The 24228-nt window shown below is 45.4% G+C and carries 24 protein-coding genes and 1 pseudogene; 5 read left to right on the top strand and 20 right to left on the bottom strand.

Translation table 11 applies throughout. The features are described 5' to 3' along the window. Positions 1-184: 184 nt before the first annotated feature. From ppa to hemC, 5 genes are all read right to left on the bottom strand, one after another. Entirely contained in the window at positions 185-724 is a 540-nt protein-coding gene (ppa, locus tag H8K52_RS14910) for an inorganic diphosphatase (protein WP_186923706.1), read from the bottom strand. 125 nt (positions 725-849) lie between these two features. After that, complete coding sequence (locus tag H8K52_RS14905; RefSeq protein ID WP_186923705.1) at positions 850-2043, bottom strand: heme biosynthesis protein HemY; 1194 nt, start codon at positions 2041-2043, stop codon at positions 850-852. Positions 2044-2058: 15 nt separating this feature from the next. Beyond that, positions 2059-3261: a uroporphyrinogen-III C-methyltransferase gene (locus H8K52_RS14900; RefSeq protein WP_246464566.1), complete on the bottom strand. Its 1203-nt coding sequence runs from the start codon at positions 3259-3261 to the stop codon at positions 2059-2061. Beyond that, the gene (locus H8K52_RS14895; RefSeq protein ID WP_186923704.1) at positions 3258-4043 is read right to left on the bottom strand and encodes a uroporphyrinogen-III synthase; all 786 of its coding nucleotides are present in this window, start codon (positions 4041-4043) and stop codon (positions 3258-3260) included. The genes H8K52_RS14900 and H8K52_RS14895 overlap by 4 nt, the downstream gene beginning before the upstream one ends. A 47-nt stretch (positions 4044-4090) precedes the next feature. Then, a complete protein-coding gene (hemC, locus tag H8K52_RS14890) occupies positions 4091-5035 on the bottom strand; it encodes a hydroxymethylbilane synthase (protein ID WP_186923703.1) in 945 nt (314 codons plus the stop codon). Between the two features lie 307 nt (positions 5036-5342). Here hemC and trpS point away from each other — a divergent pair, with 307 nt between their 5' ends. Both trpS and H8K52_RS14880 read left to right on the top strand, forming a co-directional pair. After that, a complete protein-coding gene (gene trpS, locus H8K52_RS14885) occupies positions 5343-6413 on the top strand; it encodes a tryptophan--tRNA ligase (RefSeq protein WP_186923702.1) in 1071 nt (356 codons plus the stop codon). Between the two features lie 125 nt (positions 6414-6538). After that, positions 6539-7753 carry a winged helix-turn-helix domain-containing protein gene (locus H8K52_RS14880; RefSeq protein ID WP_186923701.1) on the top strand — a complete coding sequence of 405 codons (1215 nt, stop codon included), beginning with the start codon at positions 6539-6541 and terminating at the stop codon, positions 7751-7753. A gap of 94 nt (positions 7754-7847) precedes the next feature. Here the strand turns inward: H8K52_RS14880 and ispH are convergent, their stop codons facing one another. Together ispH and H8K52_RS14870 are read right to left on the bottom strand one after the other, a co-directional pair. Further along, positions 7848-8798, bottom strand: coding sequence for a 4-hydroxy-3-methylbut-2-enyl diphosphate reductase (gene ispH, locus H8K52_RS14875; protein ID WP_186923700.1), 951 nt, complete (start codon positions 8796-8798; stop codon positions 7848-7850). Between the two features lie 7 nt (positions 8799-8805). After that, positions 8806-9261: an FKBP-type peptidyl-prolyl cis-trans isomerase gene (locus tag H8K52_RS14870; RefSeq protein WP_186923699.1), complete on the bottom strand. Its 456-nt coding sequence runs from the start codon at positions 9259-9261 to the stop codon at positions 8806-8808. 121 nt (positions 9262-9382) lie between these two features. Between H8K52_RS14870 and radC the strand changes: the two genes are divergently transcribed. From radC to rpmG, 3 genes are all read left to right on the top strand, one after another. Next, positions 9383-10057: a RadC family protein gene (gene radC / locus H8K52_RS14865; protein WP_186923698.1), complete on the top strand. Its 675-nt coding sequence runs from the start codon at positions 9383-9385 to the stop codon at positions 10055-10057. Positions 10058-10198: 141 nt separating this feature from the next. Then, the gene (gene rpmB, locus H8K52_RS14860) at positions 10199-10435 is read left to right on the top strand and encodes a 50S ribosomal protein L28 (protein WP_186890252.1); all 237 of its coding nucleotides are present in this window, start codon (positions 10199-10201) and stop codon (positions 10433-10435) included. Between the two features lie 26 nt (positions 10436-10461). Further along, positions 10462-10629, top strand: a complete 168-nt coding sequence (gene rpmG, locus H8K52_RS14855; protein ID WP_110257750.1) for a 50S ribosomal protein L33 — start codon at positions 10462-10464, stop codon at positions 10627-10629. A gap of 261 nt (positions 10630-10890) precedes the next feature. Here the strand turns inward: rpmG and H8K52_RS14850 are convergent, their stop codons facing one another. From H8K52_RS14850 to lpxK, 13 genes and pseudogenes are all read right to left on the bottom strand, one after another. Then, on the bottom strand, positions 10891-12093 hold the full coding sequence (locus H8K52_RS14850) for a DesA family fatty acid desaturase (protein WP_281387957.1): 1203 nt from the start codon (positions 12091-12093) through the stop codon (positions 10891-10893). 110 nt (positions 12094-12203) lie between these two features. Beyond that, positions 12204-13505, bottom strand: a complete 1302-nt coding sequence (locus H8K52_RS14845) for a mechanosensitive ion channel family protein (protein ID WP_246464565.1) — start codon at positions 13503-13505, stop codon at positions 12204-12206. A 74-nt stretch (positions 13506-13579) separates the two neighbouring features. Next, positions 13580-14890: an RsmB/NOP family class I SAM-dependent RNA methyltransferase gene (locus H8K52_RS14840; RefSeq protein ID WP_186923697.1), complete on the bottom strand. Its 1311-nt coding sequence runs from the start codon at positions 14888-14890 to the stop codon at positions 13580-13582. Between the two features lie 21 nt (positions 14891-14911). After that, on the bottom strand, positions 14912-15541 hold the full coding sequence (gene purN / locus H8K52_RS14835; RefSeq protein WP_186923696.1) for a phosphoribosylglycinamide formyltransferase: 630 nt from the start codon (positions 15539-15541) through the stop codon (positions 14912-14914). An 88-nt stretch (positions 15542-15629) separates the two neighbouring features. Continuing rightward, positions 15630-16037: pseudogene (locus tag H8K52_RS14830) on the bottom strand (barstar family protein); the annotation flags it as partial. Between the two features lie 41 nt (positions 16038-16078). Beyond that, on the bottom strand, positions 16079-16444 hold the full coding sequence (locus H8K52_RS14825; protein WP_186923694.1) for a guanyl-specific ribonuclease: 366 nt from the start codon (positions 16442-16444) through the stop codon (positions 16079-16081). Between the two features lie 71 nt (positions 16445-16515). After that, positions 16516-17733 carry a patatin-like phospholipase family protein gene (locus tag H8K52_RS14820; protein ID WP_186923693.1) on the bottom strand — a complete coding sequence of 406 codons (1218 nt, stop codon included), beginning with the start codon at positions 17731-17733 and terminating at the stop codon, positions 16516-16518. 113 nt (positions 17734-17846) lie between these two features. Further along, positions 17847-18602: a 3-hydroxyacyl-CoA dehydrogenase gene (locus H8K52_RS14815; RefSeq protein WP_186923692.1), complete on the bottom strand. Its 756-nt coding sequence runs from the start codon at positions 18600-18602 to the stop codon at positions 17847-17849. A 235-nt stretch (positions 18603-18837) separates the two neighbouring features. Further along, entirely contained in the window at positions 18838-21012 is a 2175-nt protein-coding gene (locus tag H8K52_RS14810) for a sodium-translocating pyrophosphatase (protein WP_186923691.1), read from the bottom strand. 288 nt (positions 21013-21300) lie between these two features. After that, on the bottom strand, positions 21301-21957 hold the full coding sequence (gene adk / locus H8K52_RS14805; RefSeq protein WP_186923690.1) for an adenylate kinase: 657 nt from the start codon (positions 21955-21957) through the stop codon (positions 21301-21303). Positions 21958-22162: 205 nt separating this feature from the next. Continuing rightward, positions 22163-22909, bottom strand: a complete 747-nt coding sequence (gene kdsB, locus H8K52_RS14800; protein ID WP_186923689.1) for a 3-deoxy-manno-octulosonate cytidylyltransferase — start codon at positions 22907-22909, stop codon at positions 22163-22165. 11 nt (positions 22910-22920) lie between these two features. Then, the gene (locus H8K52_RS14795; protein ID WP_186923688.1) at positions 22921-23097 is read right to left on the bottom strand and encodes a Trm112 family protein; all 177 of its coding nucleotides are present in this window, start codon (positions 23095-23097) and stop codon (positions 22921-22923) included. Then, on the bottom strand, positions 23078-24133 hold the full coding sequence (gene lpxK, locus H8K52_RS14790; RefSeq protein ID WP_186923687.1) for a tetraacyldisaccharide 4'-kinase: 1056 nt from the start codon (positions 24131-24133) through the stop codon (positions 23078-23080). The genes H8K52_RS14795 and lpxK overlap by 20 nt, the downstream gene beginning before the upstream one ends. Between the last annotated feature and the right edge of the window lie 95 nt (positions 24134-24228).

Raw genomic sequence — 24228 nt, 5'->3', positions numbered from 1 at the left:
TTGAGATTTTAAATATTCAAAAAACACAATCAAAAACGACCCAGCTGCAAACGCAAGTGGGTCGTTTTTAACTACTATCGTTTAGATGATGTAGTAGGATCAGCCTTCACGGTCACATACTAAATTTCTTTAGGTTAAACAACATCTACAGTTCTTTTTGCATTAATTTTTCGACAATTAAATACTAACTAAGCAAAGATTTTTTGTAGTTTTCGACACCATTCAAAATCTCTGCACGGGCGTCATCTGTACCACCCCAACCATCGATCTTGACCCACTTACCTGGCTCTAAATCTTTGTAATGTTCAAAGAAATGCTGGATCTGATTCAAACGCAGAATGTTCAAATCTTCTGGTTTTTGCCAGTGTTGGTAGATAGGTAAAATTTTGTCGATAGGTACTGCTAAAACTTTACCGTCTGCACCTGCTTCGTCATGCATATTCAAAATGCCGATAGGACGGCAACGTACAACGACGCCTGGGATCAATGGAAATGGTGTAATGACCAATACGTCAACTGGATCACCATCGCCAGAAATTGTATTTGGTACATAGCCGTAGTTGCATGGATAGTGCATCGCCGTACCCATAAAGCGATCAACAAAAATCGCGCCGCTTTCTTTATCTACTTCATATTTAATCGGATCCGCATTCATAGGAATCTCGATGATCACATTAAAATCGTTTGGCAAATCACGGCCGGCGGATACTTTATTTAAACTCATAAGACACTTTCAGGTTAATTCCAACACAATCACTAGACTATGATGGAATTATAGCGATTTTTAGGTGACGTTGGTGCAATGCAGCAGTAATTGAAACGAATACTGCAAAAGATCTTGCAAGAAAATCAATCAACGACAAGAGCACACTGACGATAATATTTCGTCGCTTCTGCTGTTTGTCCCAACTTGTCATGCAATTGAGCTAAACTCAGATTCACTTCCCGCAAGATGCGCGTTTCTTGTGCATGATTCAATGCATCTTCCAAGTGAACCTGCGCCTTACCCCATAACTTTTGATGAAAACACAGCACACCTAAAGTTAATTCGAGCTCGGCATTTCTTACTTGCTTTTTGAGCCAATCCTCACAGTACTCAATTTGTGATCGTAAAGCGGCGGAACCCTCAGAACCAGCTGCTTCACGATAACTACGTAACAAACGGTTATCCCACTCTTCCGCCAACGCTCGCTCGACAATATTTCTCGCCTCTTCGAGTAGTTGGCATTGAGTAAATGCCGTTGCCGCAATGACTGCGATGTAGCGATTTTTTCGTTCAGTTGTCGGTACTTCACTCCAAATGCGGCGCAATGACTCCGCATCGTGTCCATTTTCCTTCAATAGCGCTTCGTATGCCATTTCACGCAAACGACCTGCCAAAGCGGGATGAATCGCATGATTCTTTTCCAAGGTACGAACCAATTTCACCACTTCTGACCAATTCTTCGCTTGTTGATTTGCTTTTAAGGCCCAGCGCAATACCTGAATATGTCGCTTGCCGCGTGCATTCAATTCTTTGACTGCATCTAATGCTTGCTCAGCCTTATGTTCATCCACATACAACTCTGTCATCGTGACTAAACGCGCTGTTTTGTATGCCGCATCGTCTTCAATTCCTGCAAACCAAGCATTACGACGCTCAAACTGACTCATATGATGAGCTGCTTTCGCGCCGACTAAACTTGCGAGAGCCTTATTTTCAGGCAAGTCTAAGGCCTTCACTGCGGACTTTTCGGCATGCCCAAAACGTCCTTCGAATAAAGCCTTCAAGGCATCTCGTAGCGCACGATTGCTTTCACGTTCGCGCTTGCTTTGCCGATATTCCGCTACTTTTTTTGGCATCTCAGTAGTAACAACGATTGTACGTACGATCACATACACTACAAAAAACACCGCCGCCAAAATCAACAAGAAGAAATTTAAAGAGACATCAATTCGGGTTGGTGGATAAAACAACACCACATTTCCAGCGTTAAAACGTCCGCCAATCGCGATACCGACAGCCAAGGCAAATAAGATGAGAATACGAATAAAGATACGCATGGGCTTATGGTGAGATTAAGGTTTTACCTTGAAATTACGAACAGAATTGAGGCTTTCTGTTAATGCTGGCATTTCGATCGATAAGTTATTGCTTTGAATCTGTTTTAACAAAGCTTGCGCTGTTTGCGCTTGTTTTGAACGCACATCGAAGTATTTTGAAATCAAATCTTGCGCTGAAATCATATCGCTACGGAAAGCCCCCTCGTTACGAGACAACAATGCCAAACGCGCATTGAGCAAACGTAATTTCAAATTCTCTTTAGCAAAGTAGGCTTGTGAAGGATTGAGCAATAAGGCATCTGGCGATTCGACGTTACGCACACGAATCAGTTGCTTCATCTCGCTCCACATTTCGCTAGAAAAACTCTGCCAGCGGTCTTGCAGCTGTGCGGCAAAAGTATTCTCTGTGGTTTCTTCCACTTTTTCATTTTTTGCCTTCGAAGTTCTTGGCAATACACGCAATGGCGCTTTAGGCGGCGTAGAAACAACAGGTGGCTTTTCATCCGCCCACAGAGGAATATTATCAACTTGCGCGATCACGCTATCGAGTCGCAATACCAAACCAGTCATATCTAACTGTGGCAAGGCTTTGAGCATTTCAATATCTTTCGCAATCGCCCTGCGCACTGCGATAAATTGCGTTTTTTCTGCTTTTGCTAAACGCCCATCTGAATTTTGTAGAGCAATCAAAGCGCCCTGTACATTTCCAGCCAATTGTAATTGCTGACTGGCGGTTGCTAATACTTGTTCGATTTCAGCCAGAGCCCACTCATCACGGCTCTTCGATAAATCCTGATACAACTGTTCAAGCGCCACTTGCTGGCCTTGCGCTTCCGTTTGCTTCGCTTCTAGCACACTGACTTTGGCTTGCATATCACGCGAAGACTCCTGCACGTTCTTTGCAATCCCTTTAATCTCGTTGTTATTAATGTCTGCAGTTTGCAAACGCCTAGCGACTTCTTCGCGCAAAGCGGTCATCTGATTTTGCGAGCTATACCATTGTCCCGCCAACAAGAGCGCTAAGACACCTGACACGATATAAGGTATGTTATTGGCACTTCCTGCAGAGGTAATTCCATTGGCAATAGAGCTCACACTTGGCGCAGCTTGCGTATTGTCCGCGGAGCTACTTGCCGCTGGTGTAGCAGTTGCCGCAGTTCCTTCAGTCACATTATTCGTTGTTGACATGGCGTCGATAGAGGGAGTTTGTTCAGTCATAATGGTGATTGTAACGCGAGTAAGAGCTTTTCGTCGCCTGAAGCGGTCAGGCTGATGTGATTAAATCCTAATTCTCTTGCCACCTCAGCGATACGAAAATGAGGGGCAAACAAATGTTGCTGTTGCATTTTGGCGACTGCGTCTGGCTGGTCTAGCTGAGAACACCAATCTAGTAAAGTTTTCAGCACCGCCGAACTGGTAATCACCCAATCGCAATTTGCATTCAAATATGCCTGTAAGTCTTGCTTCTTTTTGTCGTCAAAAACTGGTGTAACACGTCGGTAAGCTGTAATCGCCTCAACTTGGATCTGCGCATTGCGTAAAGCATCAGCCAAAAAATCACGCCCAGAATTGGCGCGAATCAATAACACTTTCTGATGCTTCAACGCCTTAAGGTCCAGCTCTACCAACAAAGTTTCAGAATCAGTGCGTTCGGTGTTGGCAGGACTAAAAATTCGAACATGCTGGGCATCGACACCATACTTCGCTAAAGCCTGGCGACTAGCTGCGCCAACAACACCAATTGCCACTGTTGACGGCCATTGCTGGCCTATTGCACTCATACGCTGAAACAAGGCGTCAACTGCATTTGGACTTACAAAAATCACTAGGGCATAACTAGTTAAATCCCGCATCGCTAAATCTAGTACAGGATTCTCAGAAATTGCCTCGATCTCAAATAGCGGAAAAATAATCGCTTGCCGTCCCAATTGAGCAAGTCCTTGCGCCAAATTCTGCGCCTGATGTGGCGGACGCGTGATGATGACTGCCGGAGCTTGCATCGCTATCTCAATTCTTCTCAGTTGTCGTGAATGGCTTCCAACGAGGCTCAAGCTTGCTCAGACTCACGACAAACTGCCAAAATCGCATCAGCATTTTGCGTACGCAAACTAGCGACAACTTGCATCCCCAAGTCTTCAAAGTCTGTTGCTTTACCATGGACTTCCGCTTTGCAAGATTGACTACCATCAGGCGTCGCCACCATTGCGCGCAAATACATATTGCCATTGTCGATCTGTGCAAATGCAGCGAGCGGAATCTGACAGCTGCCACCAAACGCTTTCGATACGGTGCGCTCTGCCAAAACTGCTTGCGAACTGAGCACATCATTTAGCGGCGCTAGTGCGCTAATCAAGTCGTAGCGCGAGGATAAAATTTCAATCGCCATTGCACCTTGCCCTGCCGCAGGTAAGCTTTCGGCTGGCTCCAAAAAGGCCTTAATGCGTTCAGGTAAGCCGAGACGCTTCAAACCGGCTGCGGCCAAAATAATTGCTGCATATTCACCTTCATCAAGCTTACGCAAACGCGTATCTAAATTGCCGCGTAAAGGTTTGATCACTAAATGAGGAAAACGCGCTGAGATCAAGGCTTGGCGACGCAAACTACTGGTGCCGACGATCGCGCCCGATGGAAGTTCAGCTAAAGTGTTGAAATGATTAGAGACAAAGGCATCACGCGGATCTTCACGCTCCAAAATGGCTGCTAAAGAAAAACCCTCTGGCAATTCCATAGGCACGTCTTTCAAAGAGTGTACGGCCAAATCAGCGCGCCCTTCTTCCATCGCCACTTCTAGCTCTTTGACGAATAAACCTTTACCACCGACCTTGGACAAGGCTCTATCTAAAATCTGATCACCGCGTGTTGTCATCCCCAAAATCTGAACATCGCATGCTGGATACAAGGCGCGCAATCGATCACGGACATTTTCTGCCTGCCACATTGCAAGGCGGCTTTCGCGGGAAGCGATAATGAGTTTGGTCGGAGCAGGATTCACTTCAAAAGCTTTCTATTCTATTATTCAAAAAGACAAGACACTAATCATGGCATCACTAGTCTAAGCGCGCGATTTTACCATGCGCAGGTAGACAATTCTTGACAAAAAACAGTGAAAAACGGCATTATGCCTGCATGAAATCAAGATTCACTATTAGCAATGGCCATTGGCGGAGCACCTTCAACTGAGGGTGGCACCCGATTTCGACTGTAGCAAACACAAAATTCCTGATGCCGCCCTTCTGAGTAAGCGCGGCATTTTTATTTTCAAATACAAATTTTCACTCCCAACATTTTTCGGATCACTCATGAGCGAGCAAGCAGCAATTCCAGTAGAAGCCAATTCAGAATCCAAGGCTTCCCACCAACCATCGGCCAATAAGCAGCATTTAATCTTAACTGGTGACCGCCCAACTGGCCCCTTACATCTCGGCCACTTCGTTGGCAGCTTGCGCAATCGCGTCACCTATCAAGATCAATACAAGCAATACATCATGATCGCTGATGCCCAAGCATTGACCGATAACATGGATGATCCAGCCAAAGTTCACAATAATGTGATTGAAGTTGCATTAGATTATTTAGCAGTTGGTATCGACCCGAGTAAATCAACGATTTTTATTCAATCGCAAATCCCTGAGTTGACCGAACTGACCTTTTACTACATGAATCTGGTCACCATTTCGCGTCTGGAGCGCAATCCGACGATCAAACAAGAAATCATCTTGCGTAATTTTGAACGCGACATTCCAGCGGGTTTCTTCACCTACCCTGTCAGCCAAGCAGCAGACATTACCGCCTTCAAAGCGACCTTGGTGCCAGTTGGCGACGATCAGATTCCTATGATTGAACAAACCAACGAAATCGTGCGCCGCTTCAATCGTTTAGCGAAAAAAGATATCTTAGTTGAGTGCGAAGCTCTAGTACCAGAAATCGGTCGTTTGCCTGGCATCGACGGCAAAGCCAAGATGAGTAAATCGCTAGGCAACGCAATTAATCTAGGTGCGACTGAAGCCGAAATTAAACAAGCAGTACGCAACGTCTATACAGATCCGCTGCATTTAAAAGTTGAAGATCCAGGCCACTTAGAAGGTAACGTCGCCTTCACCTATCTTGACGCCTTCGACACCGACAAAGAAACACTACAAGCCATGAAAGATCACTATGTGCGTGGTGGTCTAGGCGATAGTAAAGTCAAAGCGCGGCTTGAAGGTGTTTTGCAAGATTTGCTGCGACCGATTCGTGAACGTCGTCAGGAATACGAGAAAGATCGCGGCCATGTTTTGCAATTACTCAAAGAAGGCACTTATCGTGCGCGTGAAGTGGCAGCCAGAACGAATGATGAAGTCAAAGCGGCGATTGGCTTAAAGCATTTTTAATGCTGTGTACAAAATAAATTGCTGTGGGATGTAGAGTCACACAAATTTAAATTGATAAAAATCTCCGCGCTCTCTGCGCCTCTGCGGTTATGCTTTGCTCTTTTACTTTTTTCATTTAAGAAGTCATGCAACTGAGCATAACCGCCGCCAGAAACATTCATCTAGCCGCCCAAGGATTATTAAATCCCCCCAAACAACGCGCGGATAAAGACGCGGTTCTGAAGACGATTCAGAATATGGGTGTTCTGCAAATTGACACCATCAGCGTGGTCGCACGGAGTCCGTATTTGGTGCTGTGGAGCCGCCTTGGCGACTACCAATCGGAATGGCTAGAGCAACATTTAGAAGAAGGTAAACTTTTTGAATATTGGTCGCACGAAGCGTGTTTTCTGCCGATCGAAAGCTTTGGTCGTTATCGGCACCAAATGCTTAACCCAGAATCGATGGGCTGGAAATTTAATCAGACTTGGCTGAGAGAAAACGCAAGTCACGTTCGACAAATTCTCAAGCACATCAAAGAATTCGGCGCTTGCCGCTCCGCTGATTTTGAGCGTACCGATGGTAAATCTGGCGGTTGGTGGGAATGGAAACCAGAAAAACGATCGCTCGAAGTTTTATTCACAACCGGCAAAGTGATGGTGGCACGCCGTCAAAAGTTTCATCGGGTTTACGATTTAACCGAACGCGTTCATCCTCACTGGAATGACCAACGTGATCTTGGCAATCTACTAGACGATCAACGCCAGCAAGTTCTTGATGCGGTTAAGGCTTTAGGGATATGCAAAGCAAGTTGGATTGCCGATTACTTTCGCATGAAGAAACTGGCACCGGAAATACAAGCAGAAAACTTGTATCAGCAAGGCTTACTGCAAAAAATTGCAGTCAAGGGCTGGGATGAAGTTGCCTACTTTCATCCACAGCATCAAGGCCTTATTGAGCAAGCGTTCGCTGGCCAATTACGTGCGACGCACACTTGTTTCTTATCGCCATTCGATCCCGTTGTATGGGACAGAAAACGTGCATCGGAATTATTCGATTTTGATTACCGACTGGAATGTTACACACCGGAGGCAAAACGCCAATTTGGCTACTTTACCTTACCGATTTTACGTCGCGGAAAACTCATCGGTCGTATCGATGCGAAGGCCCACCGAAAAATCGGCGTGATGGAAGTGAAAGCACTGCATCTTGAAGACGATGTTTCAGTAAGCGATGCCATTGCTAAAGATTTAGCGAAGGCCTTACAGGCGTTCGCTGATTGGCATAAAACACCACAGGTGCAAATTAAACGCTGCGATCAACTGGACTTGAAAGCAGCGTTGCAACTTGCATTGGAATAATCTTGTCACTGGCACTTTGAGCTAGTTGGCGGGTTTCAAACTAAGTACTAACTCAGCCGCTCTAATTTCGTCAAATTAGAGCGGGCTTTTTACCTTACACCTTCGCGACTTGATTCAATCCTTTAGGTAAAGGGAACGTGACGTTTTCCTCCTCACCTTCTAAAGCGCGCACGCTTTTCACACCAAACACTTTGAGCTGATCAATCACTTGAGTGACCAGAATTTCAGGCGCTGAAGCCCCAGCAGTCACGCCTACCCGCACACAGTTCTCCAACCATTGTGGGTCAATATCTTCTGCCTTATCGACCATGTAAGCGGTAGTTCCCATTTTCTGAGCGACTTCGCGCAAACGATTGGAGTTGGAACTATTTTTACTACCAACCACAATCACCAAATCCACTTGCGGTGCCATAAATTTGACTGCCGCCTGGCGATTCGTGGTGGCATAACAGATATCGCCTTTTTTTGGCTCAGCAATCAAAGGAAACTTTGCTTTTAGCGCAGCGATAATATCCGCCGTATCGTCCACCGACAATGTGGTCTGTGATACATAGGCGAGCAATGATGGATCAGCGACATCGAGATTAGCGACATCTTCCACAGTTTCGACCAAGTACATGCCGCCTTCACTTTGCCCCATCGTTCCCTCGACTTCTGGGTGTCCTTGATGGCCGATCATGATAATTTCGCGCCCTTCTTTGCGCATTTTCGACACTTCTATATGCACCTTCGTGACCAAAGGACAAGTTGCATCGAAAATCTTTAAGCCACGTTTTTCCGCATCTTCGCGAATCGCTTGTGATACCCCATGCGCAGAGAAAATGAGGGTATTTCCCGCTGGAACATCGTCCAATTCCTCAATGAAAATCGCCCCCTTTTCACGCAAATCATTGACCACATAAGCGTTATGGACGATCTCATGCCGCACATAAATCGGCGCACCAAACTGCGCTAAAGCGAGTTCTACAATATCAATAGCACGATCAACCCCAGCGCAAAAACCGCGCGGTTGCGCCAATAAGATTTCTTGATTCAATTCACTCATGAGTCACTCACAAAATGCCAATAATTTTAGTTTCGAAGAGCACACGTTGCCCTGCCAGCGGATGATTAAAATCGAATAAAGCCGATTCTGCATCTAACTCTTGAATAACACCGGCGAACTTGCCACCAGACGGTGCGGAGAAATCGATCAAATCACCGACTTTAAATTCTTCTCCAAATGCCGAATTTTCTCGCAAGGTTTTTAGCGACACACGCTGAATTAAATCAGGATTGCGCAAACCGAATGCTTGTTCAGGCGCCAATTCCTGCGTGGTATGCGAGCCCTCTTCTAGCCCCAACAAGGCGTCTTCAAGACTAGGCGCTAACTGCCCTTGCCCCAGCAACAAAGTCGCTGGACTTTCGTGAAAAGTCGAAATGATATCTTCACCATCAAGTGTTGCAAGACGGTAGTGCAAGGTTAAATACGCACCATTATTAACGACAAGTATAGACTTTTCAGACATAATATATTTTTAACTTAATTCAAACTGATTTTTTAATCGAATGCAGATTCATGCAGAGCGCTATTGTAAGGCAGTCCAGATAGAAATGCTTTGCCCGCAACCAAGGAGGCTGAGAAAAGAAATGGGAATCAATCACTGGCCAGAGGAACAACGCCCGCGCGAGCGCCTGATCAAACATGGCGCACCCGCTTTATCCGATGCCGAATTACTCTCGGTCTTTTTACGTGTCGGTGTCAAAGGAAAGAGTGCGGTCGATCTTGGTCGAGATATGCTGACCCAATTTGGATCATTACGAGCGCTGTTTGGCGCCAATCTCACCGATTTCGCCAAAGTACATGGCTTAGGAAGCGCGAAGTATGCACAGCTCCAAGCAGTCTTGGAGCTTGCAAAGCGCTCCATCTCAGAAGAACTACAAACGAATTCATCACTTTCTTCTCCCCAAGCCGTAAAACAATATCTCCAACTGCAAATCGGCAACAAGCAGTATGAATCTTTTACTGTTTTATTCTTAGACGTTAAAAACCGCCTGCTCACCGCGCAAGAACTATCTAGAGGCAGTTTAAGCCACGCCAGCGTCTATCCACGCGAAGTCGTCAAAAGTGCACTGGCGCATAACGCTGCAAGTATCATCCTTGCGCACAATCATCCATCTGGCTCAGCAGAACCAAGTCAAGCGGATTTAAGTCTGACACAAACGCTGAAATCTGCCTTATCTCTGGTTGATATCCGTGTATTAGATCATTTTATAGTCGCTAACAACACAGTGTATTCATTCGCTGAAAATGGCCAAATTTGAGTCGCTCATAGACAGAAATTAAATTGTTAAATCTTAAAATACACAAAAGACACAATTGTTTTTCACAAGTCGTTGATATTTCAAAGTTTTTTGGCTATACTCTCATTTTTTCCAATTTCGGAAATCATTAAGGAGCTAAACATGGCGCGTGTATGCCAAGTTACTGGGAAGGGGCCAATGGTTGGCAACAACGTTTCCCATGCGAACAACAAAACTAAACGTCGCTTTTTGCCTAACCTGCAAAATCGTCGCTTTTTCGTAGAATCAGAAAATCGCTGGGTTTCCCTGCGTTTGTCTAACGCAGGTTTGCGTGTTGTTGACAAAATCGGTATCGATGCCGTTTTAGTTGACATGCGTGCTCGCGGCGAAAAAGTTTAAGCAGAAACTATTTTTAGGAAAATATCATGGCTAAATCTGGTCGCGACAAAATCAAATTAGAATCGACTGCTGGTACAGGTCACTTCTACACGACATCAAAAAACAAACGTACGATGCCTGAAAAAATGGAGATCATGAAGTTTGATCCAAAGGCACGTAAGCACGTTATCTACAAAGAAACAAAAATCAAGTAATCTTTACCTGATTCTCGCTTCTGTAGAATGTCTAAAAAACCTGCGAAATTTCGCGGGTTTTTTTTCGCTTGCGTTAAAGGGCAAAAGCCTCAGAACCACATCGCTGCCAAAAGCAACTAAGTTAATCTAATTCAAGTTACGCAGCTTTTGCTCTATATCCCAGCGTTAAGTTTTTATACTAATTCATATAGTCTAATAAACAAAATTCCAAGCATAAAAAATGGCGCATGACGCGCCATTTTTCATAAGCAAAGGTAGCAATCAAGCGTAACTTCTTAAACGCAATGAGAACTCCTGTAAAGTCTTAATACCCGACGTTTCCGCACGTTGACACCAATCTTGCAATTGGACGACCAATTGCTCACGACTCGCATTCGAGCGCTCCCAAATCGCGTTCAATTCCAAACGCATATCGTGCATGGTCTTCAAGGCGGCGCTATGCGCGAACAATTCCAACAACTGCTGTTGCTGCGGCGCTTCTAATTTAGTCGGCTCACGTTGTAAACTTTCCTTCGCTGCTTTCAAGAAACTCTTTTCTAACTGTGCTTTCTCACGCAATTGCTGCAACTCTGCACGCCAAGTCTTTTTTAGAGACTTTGCATATTTCGCCATTACGTCATAGCGATTTGCGATCACTGCCTGCAAAGTTTCTACATCCACCACCATCTTAGCCGCGTCAAACTTCGGTTGCGGTGCAACTTTTTTGACCTTAGCTAATTTAACAGTTTCCAAGACGCGGATATAGAGCCAGCCAATGTCAAATTCATACCACTTCGATGACAACTTAGCGGATGTGCCAAATGTATGATGATTATTGTGCAGCTCTTCACCGCCGATCAAAATACCCCAAGGCACAATATTCGTCGCTGCATCTGCGCACTCATAATTACGATACCCCCAATAGTGACCAATGCCATTGATAATTCCAGCAGCTGTCACTGGAATCCACATCATTTGCACTGCCCATACCGTCACACCAATGACACCAAATAACATAAAGTTAATGATCAACATCAATGCAACACCTTGCCAACTAAAGCGGGTGTAAAGATTACGTTCTATCCAATCATCAGGCGTTCCGTGCCCGTACTTACTGATAGTTTCTAAATTTTTAGACTCAATGCGATATAACTCAGCACCTTCCAACAACACTTTTTTGATGCCACGCGTGACAGGGCTGTGCGGATCTTCTTCAGTTTCGCATTTAGCATGATGTTTACGATGAACAGCAGCCCACTCTTTAGTCACCTGACCGGTCGTGAGCCACAACCAGAAACGGAAAAAATGACTAGGGATCGCATGCAATTCTAAAGCACGGTGCGCCTGGCAACGATGCAAAAAGATCGTAACGCTGGCGATCGTAATGTGGGTAACCACCATGGTGAAAATAAATACTTCCCAAGCAGTGGCGCGCGTAAAACCATTACTTAAAAAATCAATGGTCAAATCTATAAAATTACTCAAGATATAACAACTCCTAATGCACTATGCGTCAAATTCCATCAAACTCAGACAATCTCGACCAAAAGATTATCAACAAAAATTTCCTGAAAACATCATTATTCTACGCTGATTCAAGCCGCCGTTTTCGTCGGCGCCTGAAATACCGTAATTTCACGTTGCGGAAACGGTAACTCAATACCGCGTTCGCGAATTAATACCAGAATAGCCCGATTCACATCTGAGATCACATTGGTTCGGCCATTCTCCGGATCTTCGATCCAAAATCCGACTCGCAACTCAAATCCATCCGCACCGAATCGCAACAAATAGGCCGAAGGTGCAGTAGCCATCGAAACCCGTGGCACTTGGGCAACGACATCAATTAAAGCAGGAAACAACGAATCAAGATCCGTATCATAGGCAACCGTGAAATCGGTCACCAACACCACCGCGCGATCCGTCAGTGATAAATTTTGGACTGGATTAGAAACCAGCATCTCATTTGGAATAATCGATTCAATACCATCAGAGCCTTTCAATACCGTATAACGTGTATTTATCTGCGTAACAGCTCCACTAAATTTATCGACGGTAATCATGTCACCAATAGACAAACTACGATCAAATAGAATAATAAACCCAGAAACATAACTACTCGTAATACGCTGCAGGCCCAAGCCCAAGCCTACACCCAAGGCACCACCAAATACCGATAAGACTGTCAAATCAATACCAACCAGAGACAAACTCATCAATATCGCGAGCAAAATAAAAATCGCTCGCCCCAAACGCGATAATACGACTCGTAGAGACGAATGCATATTCGGAATTAACAACAAGCGTGCTTCAAGCAAAGCACTTATCCATAATGCGAGCACCACGGTTAACGCAACCGATGCGATTCCCTGCAATACCGCCAATAGCGAAACTTTACTTTTCCCAACAGGCAGAATGATTTCTTCCAATGCCTCAAAAATGGTTTCCCACATACCCGTGAAATGCAACACCAACGCAAGCCAAACCAAGCTTGCAAAGACTTTTTCAAATAAAAGTAAGGTGTTGCCAACCGTCCCGTCGCGCACAAAAGCACGGCGAAATACGTAGAAGCTAAACCGAATTAGGGCAAAAGAACTCAGAATAGGGAAAAATAATTTTAGCAAACCCGTATGCTGAAATTTCCCAAGAATTAATTTAGCGAAAAACAAAAAGACCAACGCTAACAAAGGCCACAAGACGCGTGAAAAACTCTCAACACCGATCTTAAATACACCTGAGCTTTGATCAACAGTTGCAAAGTATCGCTGGATAGTGCGTGATAAAAGCCATGCCAGCAAAAAACAGCTCATTAAAGCGACCAATTGAAATAGCAGACTTGGGTTGCCCAAGTCTGCCGATATTTCAGTGATCAATCGTGACAATGAATGTGTTTCCATCATGGATATGGAGGTAACTGCGGGGAAATCTTTAAACAAAACTCAAACCCAAATTCAATCAATTATTCTGCAACTCATTCCGCAACTTCATCTGCTTCCGAAGAGTCTTTCACAGCGATTTTCGCGACAACTTTATTGCGCTGAAATACCGCAGCAAAGAAGCCATCCGTATTGTGTATGTGTGGATAGAGCTTCAAATAGTCACCCATCTCTAATTCGATTTTCTGCTCTTCCAACACTTGAGAAACTGGCAGTAAAGTAAAGTCTGGATGCGTCGTTAAAAATTGCTCAACGATGCCTTCATTTTCTTCATCGAGAATACTACAAGTCGCGTACACTAATCGACCACCACCTTTAACAAGACGTGCGGCGCTATCAAGGATCGATGCTTGTTTAACGTTTAATTCTGCGACACCAACCTGAGTCTGACGCCATTTCACATCAGGATTACGACGCAAGGTTCCCAATCCACTACATGGCGCATCAACTAAAACGCGATCTAATTTGCCAGCCAAGCGTTTAATCTTGGCGTCACGTTCATGTGCAATCACGACCGGATGTACGTTCGACAAACCACTACGTGCCAAGCGTGGCTTCAATTTTGCCAATCGTTTTTCAGAAATATCAAACGCATATAAACGACCCGTGTTACGCATTGAAGCACCCAGCGCCAGGGTTTTACCACCTGCCCCAGCACAGAAATCGGCGACCATCTCACCACGTTTCGCACCTAACAATTGCGCCAAAACCTGGCTACCTTCGTCTTGCACTTCTATCGTTCCATCTTTAAATAAAGGCAGATTTTGTATCGATGGTTTTTTAATGATGCGCAAACCCAGTGCAGAGAATGGTGTCGCTTCTGCCAGAATCGGCGCTTGCGCCAAAGAAGCAATCACATCTTCACGATTCGATTTCAATGCGTTCACACGCAAATCCAATGAGGCAGGTGTGTTTAATGCACTCGCCAACTTCATCGCTTCTTCGTCACCGAATTTAGTCGATAATTTTTGCCACAACCACTCTGGCATATTCGATTTCAATGCCAGCGGCAAATGGCTGCGATCAATTTCCATCACGCGACGCAGCCAAACATCTTCCTCTTCGCTCAATCCACCGAGGGAATCAATACCGACCGCATCCGCTAAGCCCAAAAGCGTAATACGACGCATCGCGGAACCAGTGCCTGACTCAGAGAAACTGGTGTACACACTTTTATTCCTCAACAAACCGTAAATCGCTTCAGCGATCACACCGCGCTCACGCCCGCCCAGTCGTGGATTCTCTCTGAAATAGCGCGATAAAGTGCCGTCAGCAGGACCGGTAAAGCGCAAAACCTCACGCAAAACGGCTTCAGTATGACCAATTATGGCTGGTGGTAATCTCATGTTTTTCCTCTGTAAATTTGCTTAGATCGGGCAGGTGTCTGCTTCTGATCCATTAACAATCACGCGATTGCCTTCAACCACTAATTTGCCCTCAACGAATAAACGCACGGCGCGTGGATAAATTTGATGTTCTTTGACCAGTAATTTCTGCGCCAGTGTGTCTTCTGTATCGCCATGTTCAATGCGCACACAAGCCTGATCAATGATAGGACCATGGTCTAACTCTGCCGTTACAAAATGAACAGTCGCACCATGGAACTTCACTCCTGCATCCAAAGCCTGCTGATGCGTATGCAAGCCAACAAAACTAGGCAGCAAAGATGGGTGGATATTCATAATCCGGTTTTCATAATGCTGCACGAATTGCGGCGTCAAGATTCGCATAAAGCCAGCGAGTACAACCAAATCTGCTTGAAAGCCATCGATTGCTTGCTGCAAAGCCGCATCAAAACTCTCTCGATTTGGAAAAGTTTTACTTTCTACCACCAAAGTAGGAATGCCTTGACTTGCAGCATACGCCAAACCGGCAGCATCAGGTTTATTACTGATTACTGCTGCGATTTGTGCTGGCCATTGTTGGGATTGTGAGGCTTGGACGATCGCTTGCATATTGCTACCACGTCCAGAAATAAGGATGACGATTTTTTTCATTGCGGCATTGTACCTCTGTCGTGGTCTAAGCCCAAGTAAAAAGCCTGAATTTGCATCAATTCAGGCTTTTTCAATGCATTTAAACTAATTATTCGAAGGAATAGAAGACTCTAAATGGAATTTTCTTTTTTGCCCAATATTCCGCCGCATCACGAAACACATCTAACAAAGTTTCTCGCAATTCCTTATCGAAATGTTCTGTATTTGGTAAATGCTCTATCACAATGACGAATCCATTTTGCTGTCCTGCTTTATGTACCAAATCTGTCAGGCAATCATATAAAGCATCAAAATTATGTCCAAAGTAATCAGGAAAACCGAAACTATTTGCAATCATGCTGAGCACGTCTTGCTTATCCTTCGCTTCACCACAATGCACATATAAAAAATGCTGCCCTGTCAAAGTTGCCTCTGCCTGCAACTCAAGACTTCTAAAGGCACGAATAGATTGCACTGCATTTGGACTAACTGTACTTAACAAACTCATTTCACCCTCATTTTTGGTTCATGCAACGATATTTTTCTAATTTTTAATTTTTAATTTTTAATCCGCATAAAGCTTTTGTAATGATCTGCCGTGTAATAAAACTCGGAGTAAGACAAGCGCACACCACCTGCAACTATTCGTCTGGCTCCACGGTTTCTAGCGTACGGTGTCTTTACAGTGTATTCATGGTAATAACCACGAGCTCGCTTAGGCAATTGACGTTCGTAATTTCCAAAGACAGATCCATCTTTATCGTAAGGAAATGGGCCACCTTGTTGAATCAACTTCAAAGTTTGCTGTGCTTCTCGCGGCAATTCCTGAATGCTGATTGAACCTAACTCTTGCGCGACAACATTGGACGCTAAGCCAAGGCTAAACAACAATATGACGAAAAACTGTCGTAGATACAATTTCATTATGAAAGACAAATTAAATTTAAGATGAAGTAGCATAATAGTCCACAAACAATTTGGCAATCAATTGTGGCTTACGCTGGAACCGCCTCCATGATTGAAGCATGATGTTTTGCGACTGATTGCGGCTGAAAAAAGTGAATGACCTCTTCTTTCATCGCCAGCGTATCCTTTACCCCGAGAGCGATCAACTCCTGCGTGTAACTTGACTCAAATAGCAAATAAGAAGCTAAGGCTGCGCCACGCACATCAGTTGCGCCGATACCTCCAAGCATGGTTCTCACTGGCAGCGGTAAACTTTGGGTGTGTCGACTGGCAATCTCATCCAAGCGCTCAGATGGTGCGATCACCAATAAGTCAACTGGCTTCAAGGGTGTTTTCTCTAACAAATCCGGCGGCAACATCGATAAAGTTTTATTGATACGTGTTAAGCGCTCAATGTCTACCGCTAAGCTATCCAAAAAAATACTCGACATCGCATGGCCTGCAATCTGCGCCAGACTAGGGTAAGTCGCCAATTCAAAATTTTGCCGTGGCGGCTCAGACAATCGTCCTGCACCGACGATCAACACCTTGTTTGCACCTAAATGAATCGCAGGAGAAATCGGCGCTAACTGACGCATGGATCCGTCACCGCAATATTCAAGATGCCCGCCCCAATTTAAGGGTATAGAAGGAAAAATAAAGGGAATTGCCGATGAAGCCAATAAATGCTGAACGCCGATAAAATCCCGCTGCGCCAATCGCTGACTGCGAACCCACGGCTGAATATCATTCAAAGTCTGATAAAAAGTTAAGTGATGTCCCGTGGTATAAGACGACGCAGTCACCGCCAAAGCTTGCAGATCACCTGTCGCGAAAGATTGATCAAGGCGCTCCATGTCCAGCATACGGTGTAACAAACCAGCCAAAGGAGAATTATCTAGCAAAGAGGTTGGTGGCGACTTACGCCATTTGTTCAACAACCAACCAAAAGACATGATTGACAACCAGCGCGCACCCGAACGAATGACACCCAGAGAATCGGCACGATAAACTTGAGCCGCTTCGAAATGGCTCCAGACATGCAAAATACTATTCACAGATTCTTGGAAGTGATCGGCGCGAGAGGCCAATGCAGTGGCATTAATTGCACCAGCGGATGTGCCACAAATGATGCCAAAGGGATTTTTTTTGGCGTCCCAACCTTGCTCCAGCAAGATATCAGAGATTGCTTTAAGCACGCCAACCTGGTAGGCAGCGCGTGCACCGCCTCCGGTCAGAATTAAGCCAGTTGTGGCATTACTATTCATTCCTATTCGACTCCAAAAAGCAAACTTTTCTTATCCATCTAGTGTATTCGCGTACAAGATAAATGTCTGTAAGAAAGCAAGAAAGTGTGATTTTTGGAGCAAAAAATGGGAACTTATTTTGGTTGCATACGAATCGCGCCATCCAAACGGATCGTTTCACCATTCAACATCATGTTTTCAATGATCGATTTTGCCAATTGCGCATATTCATTTGGCTTACCCAAGCGAGATGGGAACGGTACCATTTTACCCAAAGCATCTTGCACTTCTTGCGGCATACCCAACAGCATCGGCGTTTCAAAAATACCTGGCGCAATGGTCATCACGCGAATGCCATTACGCGATAAATCGCGTGCCATTGGCAAAGTCAAACCAACTACCGCAGCTTTTGAGGAAGCATATGCAGCCTGTCCCATTTGACCATCGAAGGCGGCGACAGATGCGGTGTTAATAATAATGCCGCGTTCGTCTTGGATTGCTTCTGTTTTACTCATCGCTTCTGCTGCCAGACGCGCCATGTTAAAAGTACCGACCAAATTAATATTCACGACGCGTTGGAATAGTTCTAAAGGATGTGCCCCCTCTTTGCCGACTGTTTTAACAGCTGGCGCCACACCAGCGCAATTGATCAAACCACGCAGCGTGCCAGCCGTGGTCGCAGCAGCAACAACTGCTTGACCATCAGCTTCTTGTGTCACATCGCACTTCACGAAAGTCGCATTCAATTCTGCGGCCAATTTTTGACCGGCCTCGACCTGCACGTCCGCGATCACCACTTTACCGCCATTGGCAGTAATCATGCGTGCCGTTGCTTCGCCCAAACCCGAAGCGCCGCCAGTGATGATGAATACATTGTTTTGAATTTGCATACTTCCCTCTGCTCTAAATTGGAATAAATAAGTTGAATAAGAAATTCGCCAAAAGCTCTTTATAAATACTGGCGCTATGACGTTAACGTAAACGTCAATTATCTCGCTTTTCGCTATTTGTAGAAAGTAAAAAATACACAAACAATAAAAAAGGCAGCGATTGCATCACAATCACTGCCTCCACAAAAAAACACTTTTTTCAACAATCAGCTAAGAGCTAATGGGTAAGCGAACCTCATTTGGTTGCTGTATCACTCGCTGAAGCCGCTTTCACTTTAACAACATCTAAACCAACAGGCGCTTCGATCTGAGGTAACACGTCTGCTTTATGTGAAATCACTGGTGCAGGTTGTGCTGGCGCTTTCAGCCATGGCACTAAAGGAAACAGGGGCACCAATAACAAGGCGACGATATTGATAATTTTGATTAAAGGATTCACCGCAGGACCTGCTGTATCCTTGTAAGGATCACCAACAGTGTCGCCAGTTACTGCGGCTTTATGCGCTTCAGAACCTTTACCACCGAAATGACCGTCTTCAATATATTTCTTCGCATTGTCCCAAGCACCACCACCGGTGGTCATAGAAATTGCCACAAACAAACCTGTAATAATCGTCCCCATCAGCATACCACCTAAGGCTGCTGGGCCTAAAGTCAGGCCAACTAAAATCGGCACGGCGACTGGCAGCAATGATGGCAAAATCATTTCTTTAATCGCAGAAGCCGTCAGCATATCGACAGCTTTGTCGTATTCAGGTTTACCGGTGCCATCCATGATGCCTTTGATATCACGGAATTGACGACGGACTTCCACCACGACAGCACCAGCGGCACGCCCTACGGCTTCCATCGCCATCGCACCGAACAAATAGGGGATCAAACCACCGATAAATAAACCAACGATCACTTGTGGGTCAGATAAATCAAATTTCACATCTAAGCCAACTGAACTCAAGGCATGCGTGTAGTCGGCGAACAATACCAAGGCAGCCAAACCAGCCGAACCGATTGCGTAACCTTTCGTCACCGCTTTGGTCGTATTGCCGACAGCATCAAGTGGGTCAGTAATCGCACGTACAGATTCATCCATGCCGGACATTTCCGCAATACCACCAGCGTTATCGGTAATCGGGCCGTAGGCATCGAGCGCGACGATGATACCGGCCATTGACAACATCGATGTCGCAGCCACCGCGATACCGTACAAGCCACCACCAAATTTGTAAGACACTAAAATCGCCACACAAACTGCCAGTACGGGATACGCCGTCGACTTCATCGACACACCGAGGCCAGCGATAATATTTGTGCCGTGGCCCGTGGTCGAAGCTTCAGCAATATGACGTACTGGCTTGAAATCGGTACCAGTGTAATACTCAGTGATGTAGACCATTAAGCCAGTCAATACGATACCGACGACTGCAGAAACTAGCATTTGCTGACGCATCACATCGTCTTTGAATAACATATACGTGACAGCCACAAAACCAATCAAAGACAATCCAGCCGCCCACCACAAGCCTTTATACAAGGCTGACATAATTTTTTTACCGGGAGTGTGCTTTACGAGCGAACAGCCAACGATAGAGGCTGGAATCGATACTGCACCCAACATCAGCGGATACACAATCGCCTCTGTCACAGCAGTCGTCACCATCAAAGCGCCGAGCAACATGGTCGCAATCAAAGTCACAACATAGGTCTCAAATAAATCGGCCGCCATACCAGCGCAATCACCAACGTTGTCGCCAACATTATCAGCAATAACGGCCGGGTTACGTGGGTCATCCTCAGGAATACCAGCCTCGACTTTACCGACCAAATCAGCACCGACATCTGCACCTTTGGTAAAAATACCGCCACCAAGACGGGCAAAAATAGAAATCAAAGATGCACCGAAAGCCAAGCCGATTAAAGGCTTAATCACATCGTGCTGAGACAGGCCGCTGGCAGAACCACTGCTCAAGTAAATATAGAACAAGGCGACGCCGAGTAAGCCCAAACCAGCGACCAACATACCGGTAATGGCACCACCTTTAAATGCCACATCTAAAGCTTGATTCATACCTTTAGTCGCTGCCTGTGCTGTACGTACGTTAGCGCGCACTGAGACATTCATTCCAATAAAACCACAGGCCCCTGACAACACCGCACCGATTAAAAAACCGAAAGCGGTAATCGGGCCCAATCCGGGTAAAACGGCAATGGCGATAAACAAGACCACACCGACCATCGCGATCGTTTTGTATTGACGTGCCAGATAAGCTGCTGCACCTTGTTGAATCGCTGTCGCAATTTCCTGCATACGGGCGTTTCCCGCATCCTGTTTCAAAATCCAACTTCTTGTGACGAGACCGTAAAGTACTGCGAGTACTCCACACGCTACGACAATCCAAAGACTTAATACCATGTTGACGCCTCCAATTTTTGTTGGTGTTGATTGCGTTCAGCTTTTGACTTGTTACGCATCAAACCGTTTATAGAAATAAGCGAAATAGAACAACAGACATTTTTGTTTTTAAAACTGAATCTGGTATTGGGACACAAAAAAACTACACAGAAATTTACTGACATTAACGAATCAAGAACCTCCTACAAAAAGTAAAGAAATAGAAAATAAGAAAAAACCTATTTACCGATTGGAATTTAAAAGTAAACTCCGTAGGCGAAAAAAAAGCGGACACAAAGTCCGCTTCCTTTATTCTGACAATGCCGCGAATGCCGCGTCACGTATGGTATCAACCGCCCCGACACCTGCTATCTTGCGGTACTTAGGCGCGCCTGGCTTTCCAGATTTTGCCCAATCGCCATAGTAGCTCACTAAGACTTCAGTTTGATTATGGTAGACAGACAAACGCTTCTGCACAGTCTCTTCTTTATCGTCATCACGTTGTACTAAATCTTCACCCGTTTCATCGTCTTTGCCGTCGACTTTGGGAGGGTTAAATTTTACATGATAAGTACGACCTGAACCTGGATGTACACGGCGGCCACTCATACGCTCGATGATTGCGCTGTCTGGGACATCAATCTCTAAAACATAATCAATAGTAACCCCTGCGTCTTTCATCGCATCAGCTTGCGGCGTCGTTCTTGGAAACCCATCGAACAAATAACCATTCGCACAGTCATCCTGTTTCAATCGCTCTTTGACCAAGCCAATGATGATGTCATCGGATACCAATCCACCAGCATCCATCACTTTTTTTGCTTCCACGCCTAACGGTGTTCCTGCTTTCACCGCCGCACGCAACATGTCTCCAGTAGAGATTTGTGGAATACCAAATTTTTCCTTAATGTAATTGGCTTGCGTGCCCTTGCCAGCTCCGGGGGCTCCCAACAAAATAAGACGCATTTTTATTTCCTAGACGAGTTTAATATTCTGTAAGTCTTGCATTTCACGCTCGGCAAGACCTGGTAATTCTTGAGATAAGACTGATTATTTTTATTGAGGACGACGAGAAGTCACCATCATTTATTTTGTTCTTTACGAAATTTACCACAGTTTTTTCCGCTTGAAACGCTTTCCACGAGCTAGCCCATGGATTTTTATCAGAAGTTCAAAAAAATGTTCTGACGCGTTGCAAATCCTCCTGTGTATCAACCCCGGCTGCCGGACTCTGGTCTGTTACATGTACTGCGATGGCAATGCCATTCCATAACACACGTAATTGCTCAAGTGCCTCAATTTGCTCAAGCGGCGACATTGGTAAATTCGGATAGGCTTGCAAGAATTGATTTTGATATGCATACAAACCAATGTGGCGTAAGGCTTGATATCCACTCGGTATCGTTTGTTGATCTTGCGCGAAAGCGTCACGCGCCCAAGGCATCGTTGCACGTGAAAAATACAAAGCACGACTCATTTTATCCAGCACGACTTTGACCACATTAGGATTGAACAAATCTCGTACCTCGTGGATCGCGTGTGCTGCTGTTGCCATCGGCGTCTGGGAGTTAACCAAAGCGGCCGTGGCAGCAATTAATGCCGGATCAATCAAAGGTTCATCACCTTGTACATTTACCACTACCGCATTTGCGGACAAACCCATCGCGGCAGCAACTTCAGCGATTCTGTCCGTGCCAGAAGGATGATCAGAGCGCGTCATCTGCACTTCAACACCATGTTCACGGCAAGCTGAAAAGATATCTGCATGATCAGTAGCGACTACGACCTGCGCGGCGCCAGACAACATTGCACGCTCTGCAGTACGAACCACCATGGGCTTGCCACCAATGTCGGCCAAAGGTTTATTGGGCAAACGAGTCGAGGCCAGACGCGCTGGCACTATCGCGATAAAGCTCATGATGGACTTATTTAAGGATGATCAACAGGGATGGAACGCGCTTGGTCTTCCCACATAATTGGAATGCCATCACGAATCGGAAATGCTAAACGATCTGCTTTGCAAATCAATTCTTGCGCAGCTTTATCGTAGACCAATGGCCCTTTACATAAAGGGCAAACCAGAACGTCAAGTAGACGAGCATCCATGTTTTTTCTCCGAGGTTAACTTGAGCAACTGGAATAGCTGGTTCGTAAACTCTGCGTCGAGCTCTGCAGCAACCGGTACCACCCAGATACGCGGATCGTCACAGAGACCCGCAATTTGCCGACATTTTACTGCATCCTTCTCTGTGATAAGGATGATTTCCGCATCTTCTTGCTGAAATAATTGTGCTGAGAAAGCGAAATGATCAGGGAGTGGCATGGCTTTGAAAATCAGCTCTTGGGAACTTAGCATCGTAAAAAACCGCTGAGGATTTCCGATGCCAGCAGCTGCGAGTATTTTCTTATCGCGCACGGTGGATAGTGGCTGGCGCAATGCAGGCTGACTCAAACTGATTAATTCAGTCATTTGCAAACGCATAGAAAAGACGTCAGTACCCAAGTCAGTACCCAAACCAGTTAATTGCTCAGGTTTCGCGGAATTTAAAATCGTAAAATCGCGGCGGCGACTTGACGGTTCACGTAATGGCCCGGCTGGCAATAACCAACCATTGCCAACACCTCGTTGATCGAACATCAAAATTTCGATATCACGTCCTAAGGCATAGTGCTGCAAGCCATCATCCGAAATGATCACATCGATTGTTGGATGTTGAGCTAACAATTGTTGGGCACTAGCAACGCGATTACGCCCAACTGTCATAGCACAGCCTGTACGCTGCACGATCAACAATGGCTCGTCACCGACTTCAACCGCTAGAGAATCCTCACCAACTTCTTGAATACGTTCAACATGCGCGCCATAGCCGCGTGAAATAACACCTGGATTCCAACCTGCCTGACGCAGGGCCTCCACCAACCAAATTACCATCGGCGTTTTTCCGGTGCCTCCGATGTAAATATTTCCAACGATGATCACGGGCACTTTGAGCTGCGTTTGCGGACGATAGCCGAGTACTAACAGGCCAAAGCGAAAATTCAGTAGCAACCCAAATAATTTGGAGATCGGCCATAACAAGCCAGCGACAATGCCACGCTTTGACCATGCTTGAATAAAAAAGGATTCGAGACTGGTGCGCAACGACTACTCCTCAGCAAAAAAGGCGATCTGCGAATTGATTTAAAGATCGTTAGCAAGAAAAAAGAGAGTGCTGCCACTCTCTTTTTGAAACAGGC

Source organism: Affinundibacterium seohonense (assembly GCF_014284305.1).
Lineage (GTDB): Bacteria > Pseudomonadota > Gammaproteobacteria > Burkholderiales > Burkholderiaceae_D > Undibacterium > Undibacterium seohonense.
This window is presented reverse-complemented; position numbering and strand designations above follow the sequence as displayed.

Excerpts from the sequence above, each read along its gene's own strand:
- ppa (WP_186923706.1), bottom strand. The coding sequence starts at position 724 with ATGAGTTTAAATAAAGTATCCGCCGGCCGTGATTTGCCAAACGATTTT.
- H8K52_RS14840 (WP_186923697.1), bottom strand. The coding sequence starts at position 14,890 with ATGAGATTACCACCAGCCATAATTGGTCATACTGAAGCCGTTTTGCGT.
- purN (WP_186923696.1), bottom strand. The coding sequence starts at position 15,541 with ATGAAAAAAATCGTCATCCTTATTTCTGGACGTGGTAGCAATATGCAA.
- rpmG (WP_110257750.1), top strand. The coding sequence starts at position 10,462 with ATGGCTAAATCTGGTCGCGACAAAATCAAATTAGAATCGACTGCTGGT.
- H8K52_RS14820 (WP_186923693.1), bottom strand. The coding sequence starts at position 17,733 with ATGAATAGTAATGCCACAACTGGCTTAATTCTGACCGGAGGCGGTGCA.
- radC (WP_186923698.1), top strand. The coding sequence starts at position 9,383 with ATGGGAATCAATCACTGGCCAGAGGAACAACGCCCGCGCGAGCGCCTG.
- H8K52_RS14815 (WP_186923692.1), bottom strand. The coding sequence starts at position 18,602 with ATGCAAATTCAAAACAATGTATTCATCATCACTGGCGGCGCTTCGGGT.
- kdsB (WP_186923689.1), bottom strand. The coding sequence starts at position 22,909 with ATGAGCTTTATCGCGATAGTGCCAGCGCGTCTGGCCTCGACTCGTTTG.
- rpmB (WP_186890252.1), top strand. The coding sequence starts at position 10,199 with ATGGCGCGTGTATGCCAAGTTACTGGGAAGGGGCCAATGGTTGGCAAC.
- H8K52_RS14905 (WP_186923705.1), bottom strand. The coding sequence starts at position 2,043 with ATGCGTATCTTTATTCGTATTCTCATCTTATTTGCCTTGGCTGTCGGT.
- adk (WP_186923690.1), bottom strand. The coding sequence starts at position 21,957 with ATGCGTCTTATTTTGTTGGGAGCCCCCGGAGCTGGCAAGGGCACGCAA.
- trpS (WP_186923702.1), top strand. The coding sequence starts at position 5,343 with ATGAGCGAGCAAGCAGCAATTCCAGTAGAAGCCAATTCAGAATCCAAG.
- H8K52_RS14880 (WP_186923701.1), top strand. The coding sequence starts at position 6,539 with ATGCAACTGAGCATAACCGCCGCCAGAAACATTCATCTAGCCGCCCAA.
- ispH (WP_186923700.1), bottom strand. The coding sequence starts at position 8,798 with ATGAGTGAATTGAATCAAGAAATCTTATTGGCGCAACCGCGCGGTTTT.
- H8K52_RS14810 (WP_186923691.1), bottom strand. The coding sequence starts at position 21,012 with ATGGTATTAAGTCTTTGGATTGTCGTAGCGTGTGGAGTACTCGCAGTA.
- H8K52_RS14870 (WP_186923699.1), bottom strand. The coding sequence starts at position 9,261 with ATGTCTGAAAAGTCTATACTTGTCGTTAATAATGGTGCGTATTTAACC.
- H8K52_RS14795 (WP_186923688.1), bottom strand. The coding sequence starts at position 23,097 with ATGGATGCTCGTCTACTTGACGTTCTGGTTTGCCCTTTATGTAAAGGG.
- H8K52_RS14825 (WP_186923694.1), bottom strand. The coding sequence starts at position 16,444 with ATGAAATTGTATCTACGACAGTTTTTCGTCATATTGTTGTTTAGCCTT.
- H8K52_RS14900 (WP_246464566.1), bottom strand. The coding sequence starts at position 3,261 with ATGACTGAACAAACTCCCTCTATCGACGCCATGTCAACAACGAATAAT.
- H8K52_RS14895 (WP_186923704.1), bottom strand. The coding sequence starts at position 4,043 with ATGCAAGCTCCGGCAGTCATCATCACGCGTCCGCCACATCAGGCGCAG.
- H8K52_RS14845 (WP_246464565.1), bottom strand. The coding sequence starts at position 13,505 with ATGGAAACACATTCATTGTCACGATTGATCACTGAAATATCGGCAGAC.